Source organism: Streptomyces sp. NPDC057565 (assembly GCF_042801455.1).
In the GTDB taxonomy this organism is placed as follows: Bacteria; Actinomycetota; Actinomycetes; order Streptomycetales; family Streptomycetaceae; genus Streptomyces; species Streptomyces yanii.
Genome location: NZ_JBHVFU010000001.1, coordinates 590,256 through 610,266 on the forward strand (window position 1 = coordinate 590,256; position 20,011 = coordinate 610,266).

Below are 20,011 nucleotides of genomic sequence, written 5' to 3' on the forward strand. Positions count from 1 at the left end.
CGGACTGCCGACCGTGTCCGCAGCCGCTGGCTCGCCGCTTCCGTGGTGTTTGCGCTCGTGGCAGTGTTCTGCGGCGTCGCTGTCGGAATCAAAGTCTGGGACGCCGACAGCGTGACCGCTCAGCACGAGGCCCGACACCGCCACCAGGTGACGGCGACAACGGTCAGCAAGGCCGAAGGCCGACTCCCTGCCCGGTTTGCGGGGGCTTCGGAAGCAACGGCTCGGGCCTTCTGGGAGTATCCCGCCTCCGTACCGCACACGGACACCATCGCGGTCACCCCGAACACGCCAGTGGGCCGGACGGTCACGCTGTGGGTGGATGACTCGGGCACGATGTCGACTGCCCCCCACTCCCGTGGAGATCGTGCCCTGCAGGCCGCCGCAGCCGGGGCCTGCGCCATGGGCGTGGTCGCCCTGTCCGCCGGATTGGTTGTCCGCCTCAGGCTCCGCCGCGTCGAGACGCGCAGCCTTGCCCACTGGGACGAGGAGTGGGAGCGCGTGGAGCCCCGCTGGTCCGGCCGGCTGCGCCGGGACTCGGGGGCCGATGACGACTGACGGCTCCACCGGGGTCAGGACCAGACATGCCGCTCCTCACCGGTGGGCGATGACGGCGACGGGCGCACGGGAATGATGAAGGACGGCGTGGGCGACGGGCCCGATGTGCGCGCCCACGGAGGACTGACGGATGCGACGCCCTACGACGACGAGACCCGCCTCGGCTCCGGTCTCCACGAGCTGCTCCGCCGCGTGGCCGACCGTCGCCCGCGCGACCACGTCGACGGAGGGGAACGCGTCGCGCCAAGGCTGCAGTCTGTCGTCCAGGCCGACGGTCATGCTGTCGGCCATCTGCTCCTGGAGGCTCACATCGTACGCCGCGCCGTACCCGGCGAGCGGCGGAAACGTCCAGGTCAACAGCGCATGCAGAGTGCATCGCCGACGTGATGCCTCCTCGAAGGCGAAGTCCAGGAGTGCGTCGCACGGTCGTCCGATATCGATGCCGACCACGATGTCCCGGTCCGTGTGAAGGCCTTCGGTGTGTGGCAGGGCGTCCTCGTGCGCACGTACCAGAATCACCGGTCGCTCGGTCGCGGGGATGACGCGCAGCCCGACCGAACCGAGGACGAACCCGGTCAGTGTGCCGAGCCCCCGGGAGCCGAGAACGAGCATGTCCGCCGAGGCCGCTGCGGTCGCGAGCGAGACCGCCGGCCGGCCGTCGACCGACCGGGCCCGGACCTCCAGTCGATCATGAAGGCGGCGAAGTTCGTCCACTGCGTCACGCAGGAGCGCCTCGGCCCACTCACGGCCGGCGGCAGTGCCGGTGGCCGGTACACCGAGGGGGGACGACCAATCCGCGGCATGGACAAGATGCAGCGGTGCGTCCCGCAGAAGCGCCTCGCGTGCGGCCCAGTGAACCGCTGCGGTACTTTCCGTCGACCCGTCCAGACCGACGACGATGCTGTGGTTCATGGCGACTCGCCTCCTACGGATGCGGACACGCGGACACGCGGATACGGGGCTCGTCGCCGCGCGTGCCGGGTGGATCGCCTGATGTACGAGAGCTCACGACAGGGGCAGCCTCCTGCACCGTCGACGGTGGCAGGGGAAAGCCTGCCGGGGCCGTTTCGGGCGAGTGGCCCGCCCGGCCGACGACACCTGGTGGCCGTGAGGTGGCTCAGGCGGTCCTCGCACGGTGCGCTCCCGGGAACCGCTCCGAACGCACAGGCCATCAGCTCACGTAGGTTCCGATGTCTCACTGAGTTCTCCTGCGTCCTGTGTTCTCATCCGGCGTCCGGCAGGTCGTCCTGCTCGTAGTCGAGCCGATCGGTCACATCCACGACGCCGTCGACGCTCTGGCACATCCGCAGGATGACGGGAACGAGGCTGCTCCGGGGCACGGTGCCGCTGAGGGTGACCAGACCGTCGGCCACCTCTACGGTCAGAGAAGACGGGCTGAGCCCGAGTGCGCAGGTCAGCACATCCTCGAGAATCTCCTCCTGGATCGCGCGATCCCTTCGCAGGAACAACTGGAGGAGGTCGCTGCGGGCCACTATCCCGATCAGCCTGTCCTCGGCGTCGACGACCGGGAGCCTCTTCACTCTGTGCTCCTCCATCACACGAGCAGCACGGACCGCACTCCAGTCGGGGCGGGCGGTGATGGCAGGGCTGGACATGAGATCGACCGCGGTGGGCGTACCACTTCCGGCGTTGCGGCGACGGAGCAGATCGGCCTCGGAGACGACGCCCACGGGATGCCTGTCGTCATCCAGTACGGGCACGGCCGTGATATCGAACTCGTCCAGAAGTCTGGTGATCTCCTTGAAACCCGTGCCGCGCTGGACGCTGACGGCCGTGGGCGTCATCAGATCCGCGACACTGCGATTCCTCATCGGCGATCACCTTCGCGGGGATTGTCGGCGTTCAGCTGAACCGTGACGTCCACGACTCCGGGGGCGGCGCCGGCCAGGGTCCCGTCGTGCGTCACCGTTGCCGCCGGCGCGGTCATGAGCTGTCCGGCCGTATCGGAGCGCGGCACGTCCACCCCCTGCGCTCCGGGCGGCAGATCCGCCGCCCAGATCACACCGGCGCCCCACCCGCCATCCGCTACGACCGGCAGTGCGCCGATACGCCACTGCTCGATGGACTCCACGATGTTCGGGAACGCCGCTCCGCGGTCGACCGGGACCACAGCGTGGATCATCACGTCGTTGACGGTGCGCAGGTGCTGCATGATTCCTCCCGGGGAGGGGTGTCCGTACCCCGAGCGTGGGCACCGGCATGCGCAGGGGGTAGGGCCTTCCGGGGTTCGCCGAGGGCTGTTCGGCCCTCGGGCACATGCGCGGGACATCACGAGCAGCGGGGGAGGGCCCCTTCCGCGTCCTGAACGAAGGGCGGGTGTCGAACTGGCGTGTGGCTCGGGTCCGGGCGCGGGGCCCGCGGGCATCCGGTGGGGGCGGTGCGGCCCGCCCGGCACCGTCGCAGCGCTCCGGCCCCGGCCCCGCGGCGCGCAATCCGCTGATCTTGCCCCGCCACCCCCACCGGTCGAGCGGGGGGCGATTCGCGGGTCACCACATGGGGTGGGCAGTCCGCTCCGGAGGACGGAGCCGGCCGTTGTCGACGTGAGTGGTGAGATGGGACATCACCGCGACCACCCCGTCGAGCTGCTCGGTGAGACGTATCAGGACGGGTATGTCGCTCTGCCTCTCAAGCTCGCCTTCGAGGGTGACGACGCCGTCAACCACGTGGACGGCGACCACATCGGCTCTCAGCCCCATCGTGGCGACGAGCACGTCCTCGACGACACGGCGTCGTATTTCCGCGTCCGGTCGCAGAAACAGTCCCAGCAGATCGCGGCGGGTGACGATGCCGATGAGCCGGCCCTCCTCGTCCACGACGGGGAGGCGCTCCAGACCGCGGCGCTTCATCAGACGGGCGGCACCGCTCACGGTCTCGTCGGCGAGGACGGTCACCGCCGGCGACGACATCACCTCTCCCGCGGTGGTGGCCGCCGGCCGGCCCGCGCCCTCGGGAGAGGTGCGGGTGGCGGGCTCGGTGCCCGTCTGTCTGACCAGTAGGTCGCTCTCGGAGATGACACCGACCACCCGGTCTTCGCTGTCGAGCACGGGGAGTCCGCTGATGTTGTGCTGTGCGAGCAACTTCGCGACATCCTTGAAGGAGTTGGCGGAGACGACCGAAACGACCTCGTCGGTCATCAGGTCTCCCACGGTGATGTGCTTCATGGAGGCAACCCCCTGCCCATTCCCAGAGATTCACCGGGGCGTGGCGCCCGTTCTCGTCCCAGAACTCAGGATCTGCTGGATCGCGACACCGAAAGCAGGGCCGAACGGGCCTCACCCGGGGTCGTTCGGGCACGCCATGGTGCGGGAGAAGCACACGGGGTGGAGGAGTCGACAGGGACCTTCGGCCCCCGCGGGGTCCTGAGCGGCCCTCTCACAGTGTGGGGCCGCGGTGCCAGGGTGAGAGTTGCACCGGGAGCTTCGGTGAGGAGGAACCATGAATTCCAGTGACAGGGGTGGCCCGGTCCTCGGAGCACTCGTGGCCGGGGTGGACGGCTCCGAGAGCGCCATGCGGGCCGTGCTGTGGGCCTCCAAGGAAGCCCGACGGCGTGATCGTCCTCTGCACCTCGTTTACGCGGCCGACACGGACAGCCGGATGATCTACGCGTCCATGGAAACCATCGAGCAGGTCCGGAACGCGGGTCGAGATCTTCTCGAGGAGACCGCAGCCATGGTGTCCGAGCGATACCCCGGCCTGAACGTGACGAAGGAGCTGAGCCGCCGCGACCCGGTGGCGAGCCTGCACACCGCGGCGGGAAACCACGGCACGATCGTGGTGGGCAACCGTGGTCTCGGAGGTTTCAACTCACTGTTGCTCGGCTCGGTCAGCCTGAAGGTTGCTGCGGGTGCCAGGACGCCGGTGGTCGTGGTGCGCGGCACCGAAGGTGCTCCTGCGGCAGACGTTGTGGTGGCAGCCATCCACGACGAGCACGACGTGGACTGCGCACGCCACGCTGCGAGTGAGGCGGAGCTGCGCAAGGCGTCGTTGCGGCTTGTGCACGTATGGAACGTGCTGGAGTCGGTCGGGAATGTCGTGACGATGCTCGACGCCGTGGACGAGATGGCTCGCAACCACGTTCGCACGTTGATGGGAGTGACGGACCGTATCCGTGCCGACTTCCCGGGACTCACCGTGGAGGCGGATGCGGAGAAGAGCATGTCCGCCGCCGGTGTCCTGGTTGAGGCGACTCGGCACGCGGATCTGCTGATCATGGGCGGGCGGCGCTCGCCCGGAAACTTCGGCCCGACGCTCGGCCGGGTCACCCACAGCCTGCTGCACCATGCGAACTGCCCCGTCGAACTGATCCCGCGGCACGGCAAGCGGGCGACGAGTGAGCCGCAATGAACAGTGAGGAAGACAGCGGGACGCGCTGACTCCACGTCTCTCGACGACCGGATCGGGGCCGGTTCCCTGCCTGGAACCGGGCCTTCATCGGGACAGGCCACGTCAGCGAGGGGGCGCCCCAATCGGGCTGCGAGCGGGGCACGTTCACGGCCCGTGTACGAAGGGTGGACCGGACCGGCTACCTGAAACGTCGAAACGGTGCCGACCGGACCAGGACACGGGACTGAACGGCCCTGGCTCCGCCCCTTCAGCCGGATCAGGCTTGAAGGTAGGGGGCGGACGACCTCCCCGGGGAGGTGGGGACGGTGATCTACTGGAACGGTGGCGGCTGGGCCTGGATGGCGTTCATGCCGTTGCTCTGGATAGCTCTGGTCGGCCTCGTTGTCTGGGCGGCGATCCGCCTCACCCACCATTCCCCAGGACACTACGGCAACGGCGACGGTGGGCAGCGCCGTGAGACGCCACGCGAGATCCTCGACCGCCGCTATGCCGCCGGCGAGATCGACACCCCGACCTACGTCGAGGCACGCAGGCATCTCGACGACCACTCACCGAATCCCTGAGACCACGCGGACGGCTGCTGCCGCTCACTGTGCGCGTCGCTGCCGTGGGGGCGTTGATTGCTTCTGTCGTCCGGACAGCGGACTGCAGCTGTCTGCAGGGCACAGTCCGCGATGGGCGTGACGGCGCCGGGGGTTGTGCAGGTCATGCCGGTGTTCACGCCACCGCCCACCCCGCCTACGGCCGTCGCGGCGGCAACCAGGGTGCGGCGGCTCATGCGGTGATCGGTCACACGCGGTGCTTCGCAGGCTCGATATGCGGGTTCGAGATTTCCGGTGCTTATCGGTATGTCGACTGGCGGGAGCTTGTCGTCCCGTACGCCTCTCGTCAACACCGCGCCCCATCGATGAAATCGACCGGTGCAGGGTCATTGACGATGCACGCTGTCCGCGACTACGTTCACGCCAGCATTTCGAACGTGTGACGAAATACCGAACAGCTTCGGGGGTAACTGCCTTGCGCCTGACGGGAATCACCACCCACGTCGCCGGAAAGTCCGGTGGCGTCCGCGCGCGGGTCCCACTCCACACAGACGAGGGTGTCGTGGGCAGGGGTGACCCCGAGGTCGGCGCGGTCCCGCTGTGCTCGTCGTGGCAGATCCGTGCCGTTGTTGCCGAACCGTGTACGAAATATCGAACAATCATGGGGGGTCACGTGACCACTGCCTCAGGAGCCCGCCGTCCCGGCGAATCCGCCCTCGCCACGCTCGGCCTCGCCGCGCCCGCCGACAATCCTGCCGACTCCTCCCCGCACGCCTTCCCCGACGGCGGCACCTGGCGCACCGAGATCCCCTCGGTGGAGGGCCCCGAGGCGCTCGCCGTCGTGCTGAAGGAGTCCTCGCGCCTCGATGTCCCCGTCCATCGCATCAGTCAGGGCAGCGGTGTCTGGATGCTCACCGACGCCGAGATCACCGAGATGGTGGAGGCCTGCGCCGAGCGCGACATCGAGCTCTGCTTGTTCACCGGACCGCGCGGCACCTGGGACATCGGCGGCTCCACGCGTACGGACTCGGGCGGCGCCGGCCTGCGCGCCCGCGGCCACGACGCGCTCGCCGGATGTGTCGAAGACGCCCTGCGCGCAACGGAGCTGGGCGTCACCTGCCTGCTCGTCGCCGACGAGGGCGTGCTCTGGACGCTCCACCGGCTGCGGGCACGCGGCGTGCTGCCCGCCGACACCACCTTCAAGGTCTCCGCGCTGATCGGGCCGGTCAACCCGGCCTCCTACGCGGTGTACGAGCAGCTCGGCGCGGACTCGATCAATATCCCCTCCGACCTGACGCTCGCTCATTTCACCGAGATCCGGCGTGCCTCCGCGACCCCCATGGACCTCTACATCGAGGCCCCGGACGACCTCGGCGGTTACGTCCGGATGTACGAGGTGGCCGAGCTGATCAGGCGCGGCGCCCCGATCTATCTCAAGTTCGGGCTCTCCAGGTCCCCCGGTATCTACCCCTACGGCGCGCAGTTGCGCGACCACACCCTCAACACCGCGCGCGAACGCGTCCGCCGCGGCCGTCTTGCGCTCGACCTGCTGGCCCGGCACGGGGCCGAGGTCGGAATGTCCCCGCTCGGTTCCCGGCTGCCGGGCACCCTTCGCCGCTTCCCCGTTCTCGACGACGAGACCGACAAGGACTGATGACCATGAGAATCCGTACCATGACGACGGCTGCTGTCGCCTCCCTCACCCTGTGCCTCTCCCTCACCGCCTGTGGTCAGAGCAGTTCGGGCGGCAGCAAGGACACCGGCGCGGAGAGCGCCAAGGGCGGCACCGTCGGCATCGCCATGCCCACCCAGTCCTCCGAGCGGTGGATCGCCGACGGCAGGAACGTGGTCAAGGACCTGCAGGCGGCCGGCTACAGGACCAAGCTGCAGTTCGGCGAGGACGACCCCGACACCCAGGTCTCGCAGATCGAGAACATGATTACCCAGGGCGTCAAAGCCCTGGTCATCGCGGCCATCGACAACAAGTCGCTGAACAACGTGCTGCAGCAGGCCGCGGACGCCCATATCCCGGTGATCTCCTACGACCGGCTCATCCTCGGCACCGACCACGTCGACTACTACGCCTCGTTCGACAACGAGAAGGTCGGCACACTCCAGGGCACCTACATCGTGCAGAAGCTGGGGCTCGCAGACGGCAGCAAGAAGGGGCCCTTCAACATCGAGCTGTTCGCCGGCTCCAACGACGACAACAACACCCAGTACTTCTTCAACGGCGCGATGAAGGTCCTGCAGCCGTACATCGACAAGAAGCAGCTGGTCGTCAAGTCCGGGCAGACCAAGCTCAATCAGGTCACCACCCTGCGCTGGGACGGCGGCACCGCGCAGAAGCGCATGGACGACCTGCTGACGTCCTCGTACACCTCGGGCCGGGTGGACGCGGTGCTCTCGCCGTACGACGGCATTTCGATCGGCATTCTTTCCTCGCTGCGCTCCGACCACTACGGCACGGCGAGCAAGCCGTGGCCGATCGTCACCGGTCAGGACGCCGAGGTCGCCTCGGTGAAGTCGATCATCAAGGGCGAGCAGAACCAGACGGTCTACAAGGACATCCGCAAGCTTGCCGAGGTCGCCACCAACATGGTGGACGCGGCGCTGAGCGGCAAGAAGCCCGAGATCAACGACACCACCTCGTACAACAACGGGAAGAAGACCGTGCCTTCGTTCCTGCTGCAGCCGGTGAGTGTCGACAAGGGCAACTACACCAAGGAGCTCATCGACACCGGCTACTACACGGCCGACGACCTCAAGTGACCCACCAGGTCTCTCAGTCCCATCAGTAGCGGCAACGCAGATCAGAAAGGCACGACCATGGCGGGACCCGTCCTGGACATGCGCTCGATCGTCAAGACCTTTCCCGGCGTCAAGGCGCTCTCCGACGTCTCCCTGACCGTTCGCCAGGGCGAGGTCCACGCCATCTGCGGGGAGAACGGCGCCGGCAAGTCGACCCTCATGAAGGTCCTCTCCGGCGTGCACCCGCACGGGAGTTACGAAGGGGAGATCCTCTTCCAGGGCGAGCCCTGCCACTTCAAGGACATCAGGGCGAGCGAACAGCGCGGCATCGTGATCATCCACCAGGAGCTCGCCCTCGTGCCCTACCTCTCCCTCGCGGAGAACATCTTCCTCGGCAACGAGCATGCCAAGCACGGCGTGATCAGCTGGCGCGACACCCTGCGGCACGCCACCGAGCTGCTGAGGCGGGTCGGTCTGGGCGATCACCCGGAGACCCGGGTCGCGGACATCGGTGTCGGCAAGCAGCAGCTCGTGGAGATCGCCAAGGCGCTCTCCAAGGAGGTAAAGCTGCTGATCCTCGACGAGCCGACGGCCGCGCTCAACGACGAGGACAGCGGCAAACTCCTCGATCTCATCCTGGAGTTGAAGACCCAGGGCATCACCTCGATCATCATCTCGCACAAGCTCAACGAGATCGAGCGCGTCGCCGACTCGGTGACCATCCTCCGCGACGGCCGCTCCATCGAGACCCTGGACGTGAAGGCCGCTCAGACCACCGAGGAGCGGATCATCAACGGCATGGTCGGTCGCGACCTAGAACACCGCTTCCCCGAGCGCACCCCGCACGAGGCGGAGGCGGGCAGTGCCCCGGCGCTGGAGATCCGCGACTGGACCGTACGCCACCCGATCGACCAGCAGCGCAAGGTCGTCGACTCGGTGTCGATCCAGGTGCGGCGGGGCGAGATCGTCGGCATCGCGGGCCTGATGGGCGCGGGCCGCACCGAGCTCGCGATGAGCGTGTTCGGCCGTACGTACGGGCGTTACGCGGGCGGCACCGTCCTCAAGGACGGCAAGGAGATCCGTACGAAAACCGTCCCCGAGGCGGTCGCGCACGGCATCGCGTACGTCACCGAGGACCGCAAGCACTACGGGCTCAACCTCATCGACACCATCACCCGCAACATCACTCTGAGCGCCCTGCCCAAGGTTGCCGGCCGCGGGATCGTCGACGAGCACGGGGAGCGCAAGGTCGCCGAGGGCTTCCGCACGAGCATGAACATCAAGGCGCCGAACGTCTTCGAACGGGTCGGCAGGCTGTCCGGCGGCAATCAGCAGAAGGTCGTCCTCAGTAAGTGGATCTTCGCGGGGCCCGATGTGCTGATCCTGGACGAGCCGACCCGGGGTATCGACGTGGGCGCCAAATACGAGATCTACACCGTGATCGACAGGCTGGCCGCCGAGGGCAAGGCGGTCGTCTTCATCTCCTCCGAGCTCCCCGAACTGCTCGGTATGTGCGACCGCATCTACACGATGGCCGCCGGCCGGCTCACCGGAGAAGTCGCTCGGGCCGAGGCCACTCAGGAAGTGCTGATGCGCCAGATGACCAAGGACAAGAGGGAAGAGCGATGAGCGCGAATCTGACCGCCAAGACCCCGACGGCGGCCCCGTCCGGCGGCAAGGACAAGGCCGGGGACAGTCTCCTGCAGCTGATGCTGGACGGGCTGCGCCGCAATATGCGCCAGTACGGCATGCTCATCGCCCTGGGCCTGATCGTCGTCCTGTTCGCCGTCTGGACCAGCGGCGACCTGCTGCTGCCGCGCAACGTCTCCAACCTGGTGCTGCAGAACAGCTACATCCTGATCCTCGCGATCGGCATGATGCTCGTCATCATCGCCGGCCACATCGACCTCTCGGTCGGCTCGCTCACGGCTTTCGTCGGAGCGGCGGCCGCGGTGTTGATGGTCGACCACAAGATGGCCTGGCCGCTGGCCGTGGTCCTGGTGCTGCTGCTCGGTGCCGTCGCAGGAGCGATGCAGGGCTACTTGATCGCGTATCTGGGCATACCGTCGTTCATCGTCACCCTCGCCGGAATGCTCCTCTTCCGAGGTCTGACGGAGATCTTCCTGAAGGGCCAGACGGTCGGCCCGTTCCCGGACGGCCTGCAGACGGTCGCCAACGGCTTCCTTCCCGCGGTCGGACCGGACACCAACTACCACAACCTCACCCTGCTGCTGGGGCTCGCGCTGATCGCCTTCGTGGTCTACCAGGAGGTACGCGACCGCAAGCGGCAGCAGGAGTTCGCGCTGGATGTCCTGCCCGCCAAGCTGTTCGCCCTCAAGCTGACCGCGCTGATCGCCGCGGTCCTCACCGTCACCATGCTGCTGGCCAGCTACAACGGCGCACCGGTGGTGCTGTTGATCCTCGGTGTCCTGGTCGTCGGCTTCGGCTATGTGATGCGCAACGCGATCATCGGCCGTCATGTGTACGCGATCGGTGGCAACCTCCCGGCGGCCAAGCTGTCCGGTGTCAAGGACAGGAAGGTCGTCTTCCTGGTCTTCCTGAACATGGGAATGATGGCCGCCCTGGCCGGCCTGGTCTTCGCAGCCCGCTTCAACGCCGCCTCCCCCAAGGCCGGCATCAACTTCGAACTGGAGGCGATCGCGGCCTCGTTCATCGGCGGTGCGTCCATGAGCGGCGGCGTCGGCACCGTGCTGGGCGCGATCATCGGCGGGCTGGTGCTGGGCGTGCTCAACAACGGCATGAACCTCGTCGGGGTCGGCTCGGACTGGCAGCAGGTCATCAAGGGCCTGGTGCTGCTGGCGGCGGTCGGCTTCGACGTGTGGAACAAGCGCAAGGTCGGTTCGTAACTTCTCAGAAGGAGCCGCACGGCATGGACACGAGCAGACGCACGGTGATGGCGGCGGCCGCGGCCGCCGGGCTGGCAGCGAGCACGTCGGTCGGAACGGCCCACGCGGCAGGCGAGCACGGAGTGCCGGTGAAGGAGCTCTTCGGCAGACTCGCCGACGGTACGAAGGTGTACCGATGGACGCTGGAGAACGGCGGGACCCGGATGAAGGTCCTGTCCTACGGCGGGATCATCCAGTCCCTGGAGATCCCCGACCGTCACGGTCGGCGTGCCAACGTCTCCCTCGGCTACGACAACATCGAGTCGTACGTCGCCGGCACCACCTTCTTCGGCGCACTGATCGGCCGCTACGGAAACCGTATCGCCAAGGGCCGCTTCACCCTGGACGGAACCACTTACCAGCTCTCGGTCAACAACGGCGAAAACAGCCTGCACGGTGGCGCCAAGGGCTTCAACACGCGGGTCTGGGACGTCGAGCCGTTCCGGGACTCCACGGGCGTCGGCCTCCACCTGCACTACACCAGCATCGACGGCGAGATGGGCTACCCCGGCACGCTCAGGACGAAGGTGACGTACGCCCTCACCGCGCGCGGCGACTGGCACATCGACTACGAGGCGACGACCGACAAGCCGACGGTCGTCAACCTCACCAACCACATCTACTGGAACCTCGCCGGCGAGGGCAGCGGCACCATGTACGACCACGAACTCGCCGTCGCAGCCTCCCGCTACACGCCCGTCGACTCCGGACTCATCCCGACCGGCGAACTGGCGAAGGTCGCCGGGACGCCCTTCGACTTCCGCCGGGCCAAGACGGTGGGCGAGGACATCCGGGTCGGCAACCAGCAACTGCTGTACGGCCAGGGCATCGACCACAACTGGGTTCTGGACAAGGGGGTCACCGCGGAGCCCGAGCACATCGCGACGCTGAGCGACCCGTCATCGGGCCGGACGGTGAGGCTGTCCACGACCGAGCCGGGGTTGCAGTTCTACTCCGGCAACTTCCTGGACGGCACATCGGTCGGCACCTCGGGGAAGATCTACCGGCAGGGCGACGGCATGTGCCTGGAGACCCAGCACTTCCCGGACTCCCCGAACCAGCCGTCCTGGCCCTCGACGGTGCTGCGCCCGGGCCGGACGTACCGCACGAGCACGGTCCACACATTCTCGGCCCACTGAGGGCTGCCCTGATCCGCTGCGCCCCGCAGGCCTTGACCCTGCGGGGCGCAGCCATGACTGCACGGGGTGGCTCGCGAAGGGCGGTCGCCTCTCGGCGACGGGCTCCACGCGACTGGTTGTCGCAACGCGCGAGCCCACCGGCGCCGGCGAAAAACAGCCTCTAACCCGTGGTCCGGTTCAGGTCCAGGTGGATGTCCACAACGCCCTCGACCGCTCGGATGGCTCGGGCCAGCAACGGGATGAGCGTCCGGTCGTGTACCGAGCCTCCGAGCGTGACCACTCCGTCCACGACGGATACGGTCACCGCTCCTCCGGGGTGGGACAAGTCTGTGACGGTGCGGCGGATCTCGTCGGCAAGGTCTTCGTCCGAACGGAGAAAGACCTTCAACAGATCACTGCGGCTGACGATTCCCTCCAGCAGTCCGGCCGCGTCGACCACCGGCAGCCGCTTCAGGTGGCGCTGGGCCATGATCCGTGCCGCCTCTGCTATGGGGGCGTCAGGATGGACGGTCACTGCCGGGCTCGACATCAGCTCCTTTGCGCTCACGGCGCCCGCCTTCACCCGGTCGGTCAGAGGAAGCTCCGGCCGGGTCGGGTCGTCGGTCCGGGACTCCTCCTTGGGGAGCAGATCGGCCTCCGAGACCACGCCGATCACTCGTCCCTCGCCCTCGAGTACGGGAAGGGCGCTCACCTTCCACTCTTTCATCAGCTCGACGATCTGCTTGTAACTGGCCTGTCCTCCCACCGCGATGGCGGTGTGGGTCATGACATCGCTGACCGTGTGCGGTGAATGAGGCATGGTGATCTCCTCACCGGGCCCGTCCGGCCGGGACGGGGGATCAGGTGACATGGGGCAGCCCACTTCCGTGCGGTGCGTACAGGTCCAGCAGACGGGCCCTGGCGGACTGAAGTCGGTGGGCTATCACCCGGCCGACCCACAGGGCCACGGCGGCGGCCAGTTCCGGATCCAAGTCGCAGGCGTGGCGCACCTGCGCGGCATCGAGTTCGTAGGCGCGCACATGCGTCATCGCCTCGGCTCCCAGCTGCCACACATAAGGGCTGAACAACCATGACCAGCCGATCAGCTCTCCGTGCCCGAGTGACTCGATGACCGCCGGCGGTCCTTTCGGCATGCGAAAGTCGAGGCTGACGGTGCCGGTCCGCACAATCCAGAAGTGGTCGGCCCTCTGCCCCTCCTCAAAGATGCGTGTCCCCTCCGGGAATGACACTTCCCGGGCGAACTGCATGAGTCGGTCTCGATGCTTGGTGCCCAGCGACCGGACGGTTGGAGTGGTCATGATCTGGTCTCCTCCACAGGGCGGCACGGATCTTGAGATCGTTGTCGGCAGTGCCTGAGCCGGAGCCGTGCTCCTCTTGGCACTGTGCGTCCTTGTACTGCGTGTGGGTCCCACCAGTGGGGATCCACAGGGTCGTGCCATCCGCGCGCCGAGGCGGCCGTCGAGACCCGGTTGCCGTCATATTGCTTCCTCCGGCGGAACTGAGAACAGCCTGCGCCGAAAGATCTGTGGTCCCCAGGGGCTCTACGGGGGAGACCTGGGGACCAATCGGCCCTACATGCGAGCCGGGCTCCGGTGGTCGCCGGCGCGGGCCGCCGACTGCCCGCATGAGGAGTCTGCGCCCTGCTGAGGGAGCGGGCAGGGCATTCGGGTCGTCGTCCCGCCGCGCTGCACGGCGGGACCCGAGGCGGCGGGGGAGAGTCAGCAACGTACAGGAGCCGGGGCAGCGGGATGGATCCACACCGAACACATACGTCAGGTCCTCCTGAGGGGTATATATCGATCGCACCGTTTATTACGAATATTAGGTCGAATGTTCAGGATCGGGTCCTGATCATCCCTCCTGGGAAGTTCAGGGGGATGGCACGGTGGCGACGTGGGCATCTGACGACAAAACGGGACGAGAGGCGATGGGGACCATGGAGCAGCCCCTGGTCGTGGGCGTGGACGGATCGGATTCGAGCTTGCGGGCGGTCGACTGGGCCGTGGAGGAGGCAGCCCGTCACGGTCTTCCTCTGAGAGTGGTCTACGCCTCCCGATGGGAGCGCTACGAAGGGGCAGGTCTGCATCGGGGGGTCGAGCGCCCCTCCGAGCAGATTCTGGCCGACACCATCGTGGCCGGCGCGGTCACGCGCGCAGGCATGCGTAATCCGGATCTGAAGATCACCACCGAGGTTCTGGCGGAGGACACGGTCAACGCGCTGCTCGACGAGGCGCGCGAGGCTGCGATGCTGGTCGTCGGCTCCAGGGGCCGGGGCCAGCTCAAGGAGCTCCTGTTGGGTTCGGTGAGTCTGGCCCTGGCGTCCCGGGCCCAGTGTCCTGTCATCGTGGTACGCGGCGACGCGGCAGGAACAGCCGGAGCACACGGCCGCATCCTGCTCGGCGTCGCGGACGTGGCCCACGGGTTGGCTGCCGTGAGGTTCGCCTTCCGTGAGGCTGCCACCCGGCACTGTGAGATCGACGCAGTGCGCGCCTGGCGTTGCCCCGCGTCCGAAGCGGTCGGCCTGCCGCGCGCCAAGGACTCTCCGCCTGCCCTCACCTGGGAGATGCGGGCGGCGACAGAGCTTGACCAAGCGCTTGAGGCCTCGATCGAGGAGAACCCGGCCGTTGTCGTATCCCGCTCCACTGTCGAGGGGCCGGCCCACCAAGTTCTCGTCCGGCGCTCCGCCGCCGCCGACCTCCTTGTCGTGGGTGCATCGCGGCGCAAGGGGCACATGGGTCTGCAAGTCGGCCGGACGGCCCACACGGCGCTCCATCACTCCAGCTGTCCTGTCGCAGTGGTACCCCACCGTCCATGAACCACCGTCGAGTCGAGGAGGTGGACGGACGGTGGGAGGCAGGCGTGCCCTGCGCCGCGAAGCACGCCGCAGGGGAGCACGCGCGGACCGGCCGGATCGGCGTAGTGCGTGGCGGGCCCGAGCGCCGCGGCGGCGGGCAGACCGAGGACACCGGGGGCGGCCGGTGCCCAGGTCGAGGCATCGGAAGGGCTCTCGTGCGCTCTGGTTGATTCGCGCGTGTATTCCGGGACCAGCGCGATCCGGGGCAGCGGCCGCGGACCGCCGGTGCCGCGAGAACGCCGTGCGTCAGGGGAGGGATGCGTCGTCGACGGCGTATCCGAGGTGCTGCGCCACGTGAACCACTCCGTCGACCGTGCGGCACAACCGTTCGATCACCGGGATCAGGCTTTTGAACCGCACCGAGCCGTTCAGTTCGACACGGCCGTCGGTCACTTCGACGGTGATGGCGCCGGGGTCCTGGTGCAAGGTCAGGTCGAGTACGTCGCCGGTGATCTCGTGGCGGATGGTCTCGTCGTCGCGGAGGAAGATCTTCAGCAGATCGCGCCGACTGACGATGCCCACCAATGTGTCCGCCTCGTCCACGACCAGCAATCGTCTGACGCTCTGTGCCTCCATGAGCCGGGCCGCCTCGGCCACGGTCCAGTCCGCCCTGGCGCACACGGCGGGCGCCGACATCAGTTCCTCGGCCCGTGTGCCCTCCGCCTTCTCCCGCTCACGCGGCTCGGGAGCCGGAAGGGACCGCAGGAAGTCCCCCTGATCGGCGGACTTCGGAAGAAGGTCGCCTTCCGAAACCACTCCGAGCGGGTGCCCCACGGCGTCGACGACCGCGACGGCCGACACCTGGTGCTCAGTGAGCGTGCGCACGATGTCCTTGAACGCCGCATTCCCCGGGACCGTCACGACCTCGCGGGTCATCAGCTCGCCAATGTCTCGATGTCTCACCCGTCCACTCCTATCGCTCTGCGGCTTCCTGGGCGTCGACCGACATGTCGTCCTGCTCGTACGTGAGCCGATTGGCCACGTTCACCACTCCGTCGACGCTCCGGCACACCCGGACGAGGCCGGCCGGGCGGTGGTGGCCTGCCCCCCGGGGTGCTTTCATGAAATTGACGGAAAGAGTCCGCACCAGGATGCGGAGAAGCGGCTGGCGGCCGTGCACCGCACAATCGGGATCCGCGAGAAGCGGATGGGCTCTTTCCGCCCTCGCGTGGAGCGGCGGCTCACCGGTGGCCACGATCGCTGGGATGTCAGGATCCGCCGACAGTGCTGCGATCGGAAAGGTTTGCCGGGAAAGTGAACCCTTCCGGTCGAAGCACCAGGTCGCCGTGGGTGTGGCCGAGGGACGGGTCGACGCTGACGACCCCGTCGACGGACCGGCACAAGTGTTCGATCGCGCGGGGGCGCGGGAGCGTTGGGGTCAGGCACTTTCACCCGAGAGGCCCTGGGGCGGTGCACGCCGGTCGACGGCAGGCCGGTGGCCGGGTCCGCCGCGTGCGGTGATCAGGACGACGAAGCCGGCGACGGGTTCGTGCCGTTCGCGCCCCGGGCGGATCGAGGCAGCGGCTGCTGCGCCCAGATGACCTTGCCTTCGTGGGTGTACCGCGTGCCCCAGTGCGCGGCGATCTGCGAGACGAGGAACAGTCCGCGGCCTCCCTCGTCCGTGGTGGCCGCGTACCTCAGATGGGGTGAGGTGCTGCTGCCGTCGGATACCTCGCAGATCAGGTTGCGGTCACGCAGGAGCCGCACCCGGACCGGCGCCGACGCGTGGCGGATGGCGTTGGTGATCAGCTCGCTGAGAATCAACTCGGTGGTGAACGCCAGTTCCGCCAGGCCCCAGTCGTCGAGCTTCTCCGCGACGGCGGCGCGTATCCGGGCTACGGCGGCGGGGTCGAGCGGAACGTCCCATTCGGCAATCTGGTCGGCGGAAAGCGCGCGGGTGCGGGCGATGAGCAGTGCTACGTCGTCCTTGGCCTGGGTGGGAAGGAGCGCGTCGAGCACCGCCCGGCAGTGCTGTTCCGGCGAGCGGCCGGGATGGGCGAGGGCCCGGCGGAGCAGCTCCATCCCCACATCGATGTCCCGGGTGCGGTCCTCGATCAGCCCGTCGGTGTAGAGGACCAGCTGGGCACCGACGGCCAGATCCAGTTCGGCGGTCTTGAACGGCATGCCGCCGAGCCCCAGCGGCGGCCCGGCAGGAAGCTCGGGGAACTCCACGCTGCCGTCGGGGTGGACCAGCGCCGGGAGATGATGTCCGGCGCGGGCCATGGTGCAGTGCCGGGCGACCGGATCGTAGATCGCGTACAGGCACGTGGCTCCCACGATGCCTGCACCGACGTCCGCGCTCCCCTCTTCCTTGTCGATGCGGTCCACGAGGTCGTCGAGGTGGCCGAGGAGTTCATCGGGCGGCAGATCGAGCGTGGAGAAGTTGTGCACCGCGGTACGTAGCCGTCCCATGGTGGCGGCGGCGTGCAGCCCGTGGCCGACGACGTCGCCGACGACCAACGCGACACGGTTGCCCGACAGCGGAATCACATCGAACCAGTCACCGCTGACCCCGGACTGTGCGGGCAGATAGCGGTGGGCGACATCCAGGGCGTTCTGTTCAGGCAGAGCGCGCGGCAGCAGGCTGCGTTGCAACATCACCGCGAGGGCGTGTTCGCGGGTGTACCGGCGTGCGTTGTCGATGCTGACCGCGGCACGGGCGACCAGTTCCTCGGCGAGCGACCGGTCCTCCTCGTCGAACGCTCCGGCCTCCCGTGAGCGCCAGAAGTTGGCCAGGCCCAGAACCACGCCCCGCGCCTGCAGCGGCGTCGTGAGGAGTGAGTGGATTCCGTAGTCGACGACGTTGCCTGTCCGCTCCGGGTCCTGAGCACGCCATTCGGGTGCGGAGGACAGATCGCGCACCACCACCGACCGGCCGGTGGCGAATCCGCGTGCCTGAGGCGTGGAGGGAAGAAAGGTGATGAGCGCGCCGCACGGGTAGAGGGGGTGGTCGTCCCGGATGCCGCTGACGGCGGTGCGGCGCAGGCCGACAGCCGTGCCGGTCGGCTCCTCCCCGTGCAGGACGGGGGCGGCGAGGTCGACCGTGACGAAGTCCGCGAACCGGGGTACGGCCGTCTCGGCCAGTTCCTCGGCCGTGCGCGTCACGTCCAGGGTGGTGCCGATGCCCACCCCCGCGTCGTACAGCAGCCTGAGGCGTTCGTTCGTCGTTTCCACCTTGCCCGTCAGTGCCAGGAGCTGGGTGGAGTCGCGGAGGGTCGCCACCGTTCCCAGGGGGCTTCCGTTACGGGCGGTGCGCCGCTGGTTCACCACCAGCATGCGATCCCCGGCCAAGTACATCTCGTCCGTGGCCACGCGACCGGAGACAAGCAGCTCCGCCGTGGCCGGGTCGAGGCTCTTCAGTTCCTTGACGGGGCGACCCAGGGCGTCGGGCGGCAGATCGAGAAGCCGTTCGGCCTCGTCGTTCGCCAGCAGCAGCCGACCGTCGTGTCCGACGATGAGCACCCCTTCCCGGACGGCGTGGAGCACCGCGTCATGGTGCTCGTACATGCGGGTCATCTGGGCGGGATCGAGCCCGTGGGTCTGCCTTCGCAGCCGCTTGGCCACCAGGGCCGCCCCGCCCGTGGCCAGGCCGAGCGCGGCGGCCCCGCTGACGAAGATGAACATCAGCTGCTTGTCGACCGCGTTGGAGATGTTCTCGACCTTGAGACCGGCCGCCACCAGGCCCACGACGGTCTTGTCGGGGGCGTTGACGGGGACAATCGCCTGGACTTCATGGCCAAGGGGCCCCTGGACGTTCTCCACGTGGACGTGGCCCGCCAGCGCAGGCTTGATGGTGCCGACGAACTGCTTTCCGATGAGCTCCGGACGAGGGTGTGTGTAACGAGTCCCATGTGCGTCCGTCACCACGATGAAGTCGACGCCGGCCAGTTTCCGCGCCACCTCGGTGAGCGGCTGCAGCACTTTGGAGGGATCGGGAGACTGGATCGCCTGCACAATCCCCGGCGAGTGCGCGAAAGTCTCTGCCGCAGCCACCGAGCGGCGCTCCGCCTCCGTCTCGGCATCATGGAACGACTGGAGAACCAGTGCCACTACCGCGCCCGCCACAAGCAGGACAATGACCACCGCCTGCAGGATGAACACCTGCCCGGCTACGCTTCGCGGTCCTTTGCCACTCAGTGACCGAGCCGATCCGCTCCGGGATCGGTCGGAATGGTCGACCATGTCGACATTCCTAACACTTTCTAGCTATGTATGCCCATTGGGTAACCTATCGTCTACTTTCCGTCGATCGATGCAACACAGCCTCGGCTTCGCACAGTGGATGCCATGCGATGTACGGGACATGTGGAGACACTCCGGTCGGCGGTGACGAGATCTGGCTCGGGCTCTGCTTCCATCGTGCGCCACCGGGTGGGCTCCCGCGGACCCGACGGGCACGCGCGACACGTACACCGTCGACGGCGCGTTGCCGGCCATGCCGCCACCGTGGCCGCTCAGCCGCACGACGCGCCTCGCGCGGGGCCGGTACGTGTGCGGCGACCACAGGGCGACCGGTTCCGTACAGGGCGCGCTCGTGTCCGGCGCACGGGCCGCCCGACAGGTCCTTGCCGACCTCGCGGGAGGCACGGGCTTACGCTGACCCGGGCGCACTCCGAATGGTGGACAGACGCAGCTGCGGGCTGCCCAGCCACTCCAGCACGCGGCGGAGTCCTCGTCGGGTTCCACCGGTGCCGTGGCCGCCGCCCCGCAGGGCGACATGGCCGAATACGGCGCTCCCAAGGCCGCCCTCGGTGCACGGCTCATCGCCCTGCGGCGCGAACAGCGGCGACGCGGGGTGCGCGTGGCGGACGCGCGCCTCGGCCATCGCGACACCGAAACGCCTCAACCGGTGCGCCGTACGGCCTTCCTGCGGAATCATGGGCCACAACTTGAGGGGAA

19 protein-coding genes and 1 pseudogene are annotated in these 20,011 nt (G+C 68.0%); 10 read left to right on the forward strand and 10 right to left on the reverse strand.

The window, feature by feature from the left end; all coding sequences use genetic code 11:
• The first annotated feature begins 57 nt into the window (after nt 1–57).
• Complete coding sequence (locus tag ACFU8W_RS02385) at nt 58–555, forward strand: hypothetical protein (RefSeq protein ID WP_384031480.1); 498 nt, start codon at nt 58–60, stop codon at nt 553–555.
• Nucleotides 556–591: 36 nt separating this feature from the next.
• On the opposite strand, the gene ACFU8W_RS02390 is transcribed toward ACFU8W_RS02385, so the two are convergent.
• From ACFU8W_RS02390 to ACFU8W_RS02405, 4 genes are all read right to left on the reverse strand, one after another.
• Nucleotides 592–1,467, reverse strand: coding sequence for a universal stress protein (locus ACFU8W_RS02390; protein WP_384031482.1), 876 nt, complete (start codon nt 1,465–1,467; stop codon nt 592–594).
• 311 nt (nt 1,468–1,778) lie between these two features.
• Nucleotides 1,779–2,387, reverse strand: a complete 609-nt coding sequence (locus ACFU8W_RS02395) for a CBS domain-containing protein (protein WP_384031484.1) — start codon at nt 2,385–2,387, stop codon at nt 1,779–1,781.
• Nucleotides 2,384–2,728 (reverse strand): hypothetical protein, encoded by a 345-nt coding sequence (locus ACFU8W_RS02400; RefSeq protein WP_384031486.1) that lies wholly within the window; start codon nt 2,726–2,728, stop codon nt 2,384–2,386. Before ACFU8W_RS02400 ends, ACFU8W_RS02395 begins: the two co-directional genes overlap by 4 nt.
• Nucleotides 2,729–3,062: 334 nt before the next feature.
• Nucleotides 3,063–3,737: a CBS domain-containing protein gene (locus tag ACFU8W_RS02405; protein WP_384031488.1), complete on the reverse strand. Its 675-nt coding sequence runs from the start codon at nt 3,735–3,737 to the stop codon at nt 3,063–3,065.
• 274 nt (nt 3,738–4,011) lie between these two features.
• Between ACFU8W_RS02405 and ACFU8W_RS02410 the strand changes: the two genes are divergently transcribed.
• From ACFU8W_RS02410 to ACFU8W_RS02440, 7 genes are all read left to right on the forward strand, one after another.
• Nucleotides 4,012–4,920, forward strand: coding sequence for a universal stress protein (locus ACFU8W_RS02410; protein ID WP_384031490.1), 909 nt, complete (start codon nt 4,012–4,014; stop codon nt 4,918–4,920).
• A 305-nt stretch (nt 4,921–5,225) separates the two neighbouring features.
• Nucleotides 5,226–5,483 carry an SHOCT domain-containing protein gene (locus ACFU8W_RS02415; RefSeq protein ID WP_384031492.1) on the forward strand — a complete coding sequence of 86 codons (258 nt, stop codon included), beginning with the start codon at nt 5,226–5,228 and terminating at the stop codon, nt 5,481–5,483.
• Between the two features lie 640 nt (nt 5,484–6,123).
• Nucleotides 6,124–7,116 (forward strand): hypothetical protein, encoded by a 993-nt coding sequence (locus tag ACFU8W_RS02420; protein WP_384031494.1) that lies wholly within the window; start codon nt 6,124–6,126, stop codon nt 7,114–7,116.
• Entirely contained in the window at nt 7,116–8,234 is a 1,119-nt protein-coding gene (gene chvE / locus ACFU8W_RS02425; protein ID WP_384031496.1) for a multiple monosaccharide ABC transporter substrate-binding protein, read from the forward strand. Before ACFU8W_RS02420 ends, chvE begins: the two co-directional genes overlap by 1 nt.
• Nucleotides 8,235–8,291: 57 nt before the next feature.
• Nucleotides 8,292–9,842, forward strand: a complete 1,551-nt coding sequence (mmsA, locus tag ACFU8W_RS02430; protein WP_384031498.1) for a multiple monosaccharide ABC transporter ATP-binding protein — start codon at nt 8,292–8,294, stop codon at nt 9,840–9,842.
• Nucleotides 9,839–11,080: a multiple monosaccharide ABC transporter permease gene (mmsB, locus tag ACFU8W_RS02435; protein WP_345509760.1), complete on the forward strand. Its 1,242-nt coding sequence runs from the start codon at nt 9,839–9,841 to the stop codon at nt 11,078–11,080. The genes mmsA and mmsB overlap by 4 nt, the downstream gene beginning before the upstream one ends.
• 23 nt (nt 11,081–11,103) lie before the next feature.
• Nucleotides 11,104–12,258 carry an aldose epimerase family protein gene (locus ACFU8W_RS02440; RefSeq protein ID WP_384031500.1) on the forward strand — a complete coding sequence of 385 codons (1,155 nt, stop codon included), beginning with the start codon at nt 11,104–11,106 and terminating at the stop codon, nt 12,256–12,258.
• A gap of 160 nt (nt 12,259–12,418) precedes the next feature.
• Here ACFU8W_RS02440 and ACFU8W_RS02445 read toward each other — a convergent pair whose 3' ends face one another.
• Together ACFU8W_RS02445 and ACFU8W_RS02450 are read right to left on the reverse strand one after the other, a co-directional pair.
• Nucleotides 12,419–13,057 (reverse strand): CBS domain-containing protein, encoded by a 639-nt coding sequence (locus tag ACFU8W_RS02445; protein WP_384031502.1) that lies wholly within the window; start codon nt 13,055–13,057, stop codon nt 12,419–12,421.
• 40 nt (nt 13,058–13,097) lie between these two features.
• Complete coding sequence (locus ACFU8W_RS02450) at nt 13,098–13,556, reverse strand: cyclic nucleotide-binding domain-containing protein (protein ID WP_345509763.1); 459 nt, start codon at nt 13,554–13,556, stop codon at nt 13,098–13,100.
• Between the two features lie 638 nt (nt 13,557–14,194).
• Between ACFU8W_RS02450 and ACFU8W_RS02455 the strand changes: the two genes are divergently transcribed.
• Nucleotides 14,195–15,073, forward strand: a complete 879-nt coding sequence (locus tag ACFU8W_RS02455; protein WP_384031505.1) for a universal stress protein — start codon at nt 14,195–14,197, stop codon at nt 15,071–15,073.
• A gap of 285 nt (nt 15,074–15,358) precedes the next feature.
• Here ACFU8W_RS02455 and ACFU8W_RS02460 read toward each other — a convergent pair whose 3' ends face one another.
• From ACFU8W_RS02460 to ACFU8W_RS02470, 3 genes are all read right to left on the reverse strand, one after another.
• Entirely contained in the window at nt 15,359–16,015 is a 657-nt protein-coding gene (locus ACFU8W_RS02460; protein WP_345509765.1) for a CBS domain-containing protein, read from the reverse strand.
• Between the two features lie 10 nt (nt 16,016–16,025).
• Nucleotides 16,026–16,175: a hypothetical protein gene (locus tag ACFU8W_RS02465; protein ID WP_384031507.1), complete on the reverse strand. Its 150-nt coding sequence runs from the start codon at nt 16,173–16,175 to the stop codon at nt 16,026–16,028.
• A 398-nt stretch (nt 16,176–16,573) separates the two neighbouring features.
• A complete protein-coding gene (locus tag ACFU8W_RS02470) occupies nt 16,574–19,294 on the reverse strand; it encodes a SpoIIE family protein phosphatase (RefSeq protein ID WP_384031509.1) in 2,721 nt (906 codons plus the stop codon).
• Between the two features lie 229 nt (nt 19,295–19,523).
• On the opposite strand from ACFU8W_RS02470, the pseudogene ACFU8W_RS02475 reads away from it, so the two are divergent.
• Nucleotides 19,524–19,712: pseudogene (locus tag ACFU8W_RS02475) on the forward strand (FAD-dependent oxidoreductase); the annotation flags it as partial.
• Here the strand turns inward: ACFU8W_RS02475 and ACFU8W_RS02480 are convergent.
• A complete protein-coding gene (locus ACFU8W_RS02480; RefSeq protein WP_384031511.1) occupies nt 19,704–19,991 on the reverse strand; it encodes a hypothetical protein in 288 nt (95 codons plus the stop codon). The pseudogene ACFU8W_RS02475 and the gene ACFU8W_RS02480 sit on opposite strands and share 9 nt — an antisense overlap.
• Nucleotides 19,992–20,011 lie beyond the last annotated feature (20 nt).

Coding starts and splice junctions, on each gene's coding strand:
- ACFU8W_RS02390 (WP_384031482.1), bottom strand. CDS start 1,467: ATGAACCACAGCATCGTCGTCGGTCTGGACGGGTCGACGGAAAGTACC.
- ACFU8W_RS02395 (WP_384031484.1), bottom strand. CDS start 2,387: ATGAGGAATCGCAGTGTCGCGGATCTGATGACGCCCACGGCCGTCAGC.
- ACFU8W_RS02400 (WP_384031486.1), bottom strand. CDS start 2,728: ATGCAGCACCTGCGCACCGTCAACGACGTGATGATCCACGCTGTGGTC.
- ACFU8W_RS02405 (WP_384031488.1), bottom strand. CDS start 3,737: ATGAAGCACATCACCGTGGGAGACCTGATGACCGACGAGGTCGTTTCG.
- ACFU8W_RS02410 (WP_384031490.1), top strand. CDS start 4,012: ATGAATTCCAGTGACAGGGGTGGCCCGGTCCTCGGAGCACTCGTGGCC.
- ACFU8W_RS02420 (WP_384031494.1), top strand. CDS start 6,124: ATGGGGGGTCACGTGACCACTGCCTCAGGAGCCCGCCGTCCCGGCGAA.
- chvE (WP_384031496.1), top strand. CDS start 7,116: ATGACCATGAGAATCCGTACCATGACGACGGCTGCTGTCGCCTCCCTC.
- mmsA (WP_384031498.1), top strand. CDS start 8,292: ATGGCGGGACCCGTCCTGGACATGCGCTCGATCGTCAAGACCTTTCCC.
- mmsB (WP_345509760.1), top strand. CDS start 9,839: ATGAGCGCGAATCTGACCGCCAAGACCCCGACGGCGGCCCCGTCCGGC.
- ACFU8W_RS02440 (WP_384031500.1), top strand. CDS start 11,104: ATGGACACGAGCAGACGCACGGTGATGGCGGCGGCCGCGGCCGCCGGG.
- ACFU8W_RS02445 (WP_384031502.1), bottom strand. CDS start 13,057: ATGCCTCATTCACCGCACACGGTCAGCGATGTCATGACCCACACCGCC.
- ACFU8W_RS02450 (WP_345509763.1), bottom strand. CDS start 13,556: ATGACCACTCCAACCGTCCGGTCGCTGGGCACCAAGCATCGAGACCGA.
- ACFU8W_RS02455 (WP_384031505.1), top strand. CDS start 14,195: ATGGAGCAGCCCCTGGTCGTGGGCGTGGACGGATCGGATTCGAGCTTG.
- ACFU8W_RS02465 (WP_384031507.1), bottom strand. CDS start 16,175: ATGAAAGCACCCCGGGGGGCAGGCCACCACCGCCCGGCCGGCCTCGTC.
- ACFU8W_RS02470 (WP_384031509.1), bottom strand. CDS start 19,294: ATGGTCGACCATTCCGACCGATCCCGGAGCGGATCGGCTCGGTCACTG.
- ACFU8W_RS02480 (WP_384031511.1), bottom strand. CDS start 19,991: ATGATTCCGCAGGAAGGCCGTACGGCGCACCGGTTGAGGCGTTTCGGT.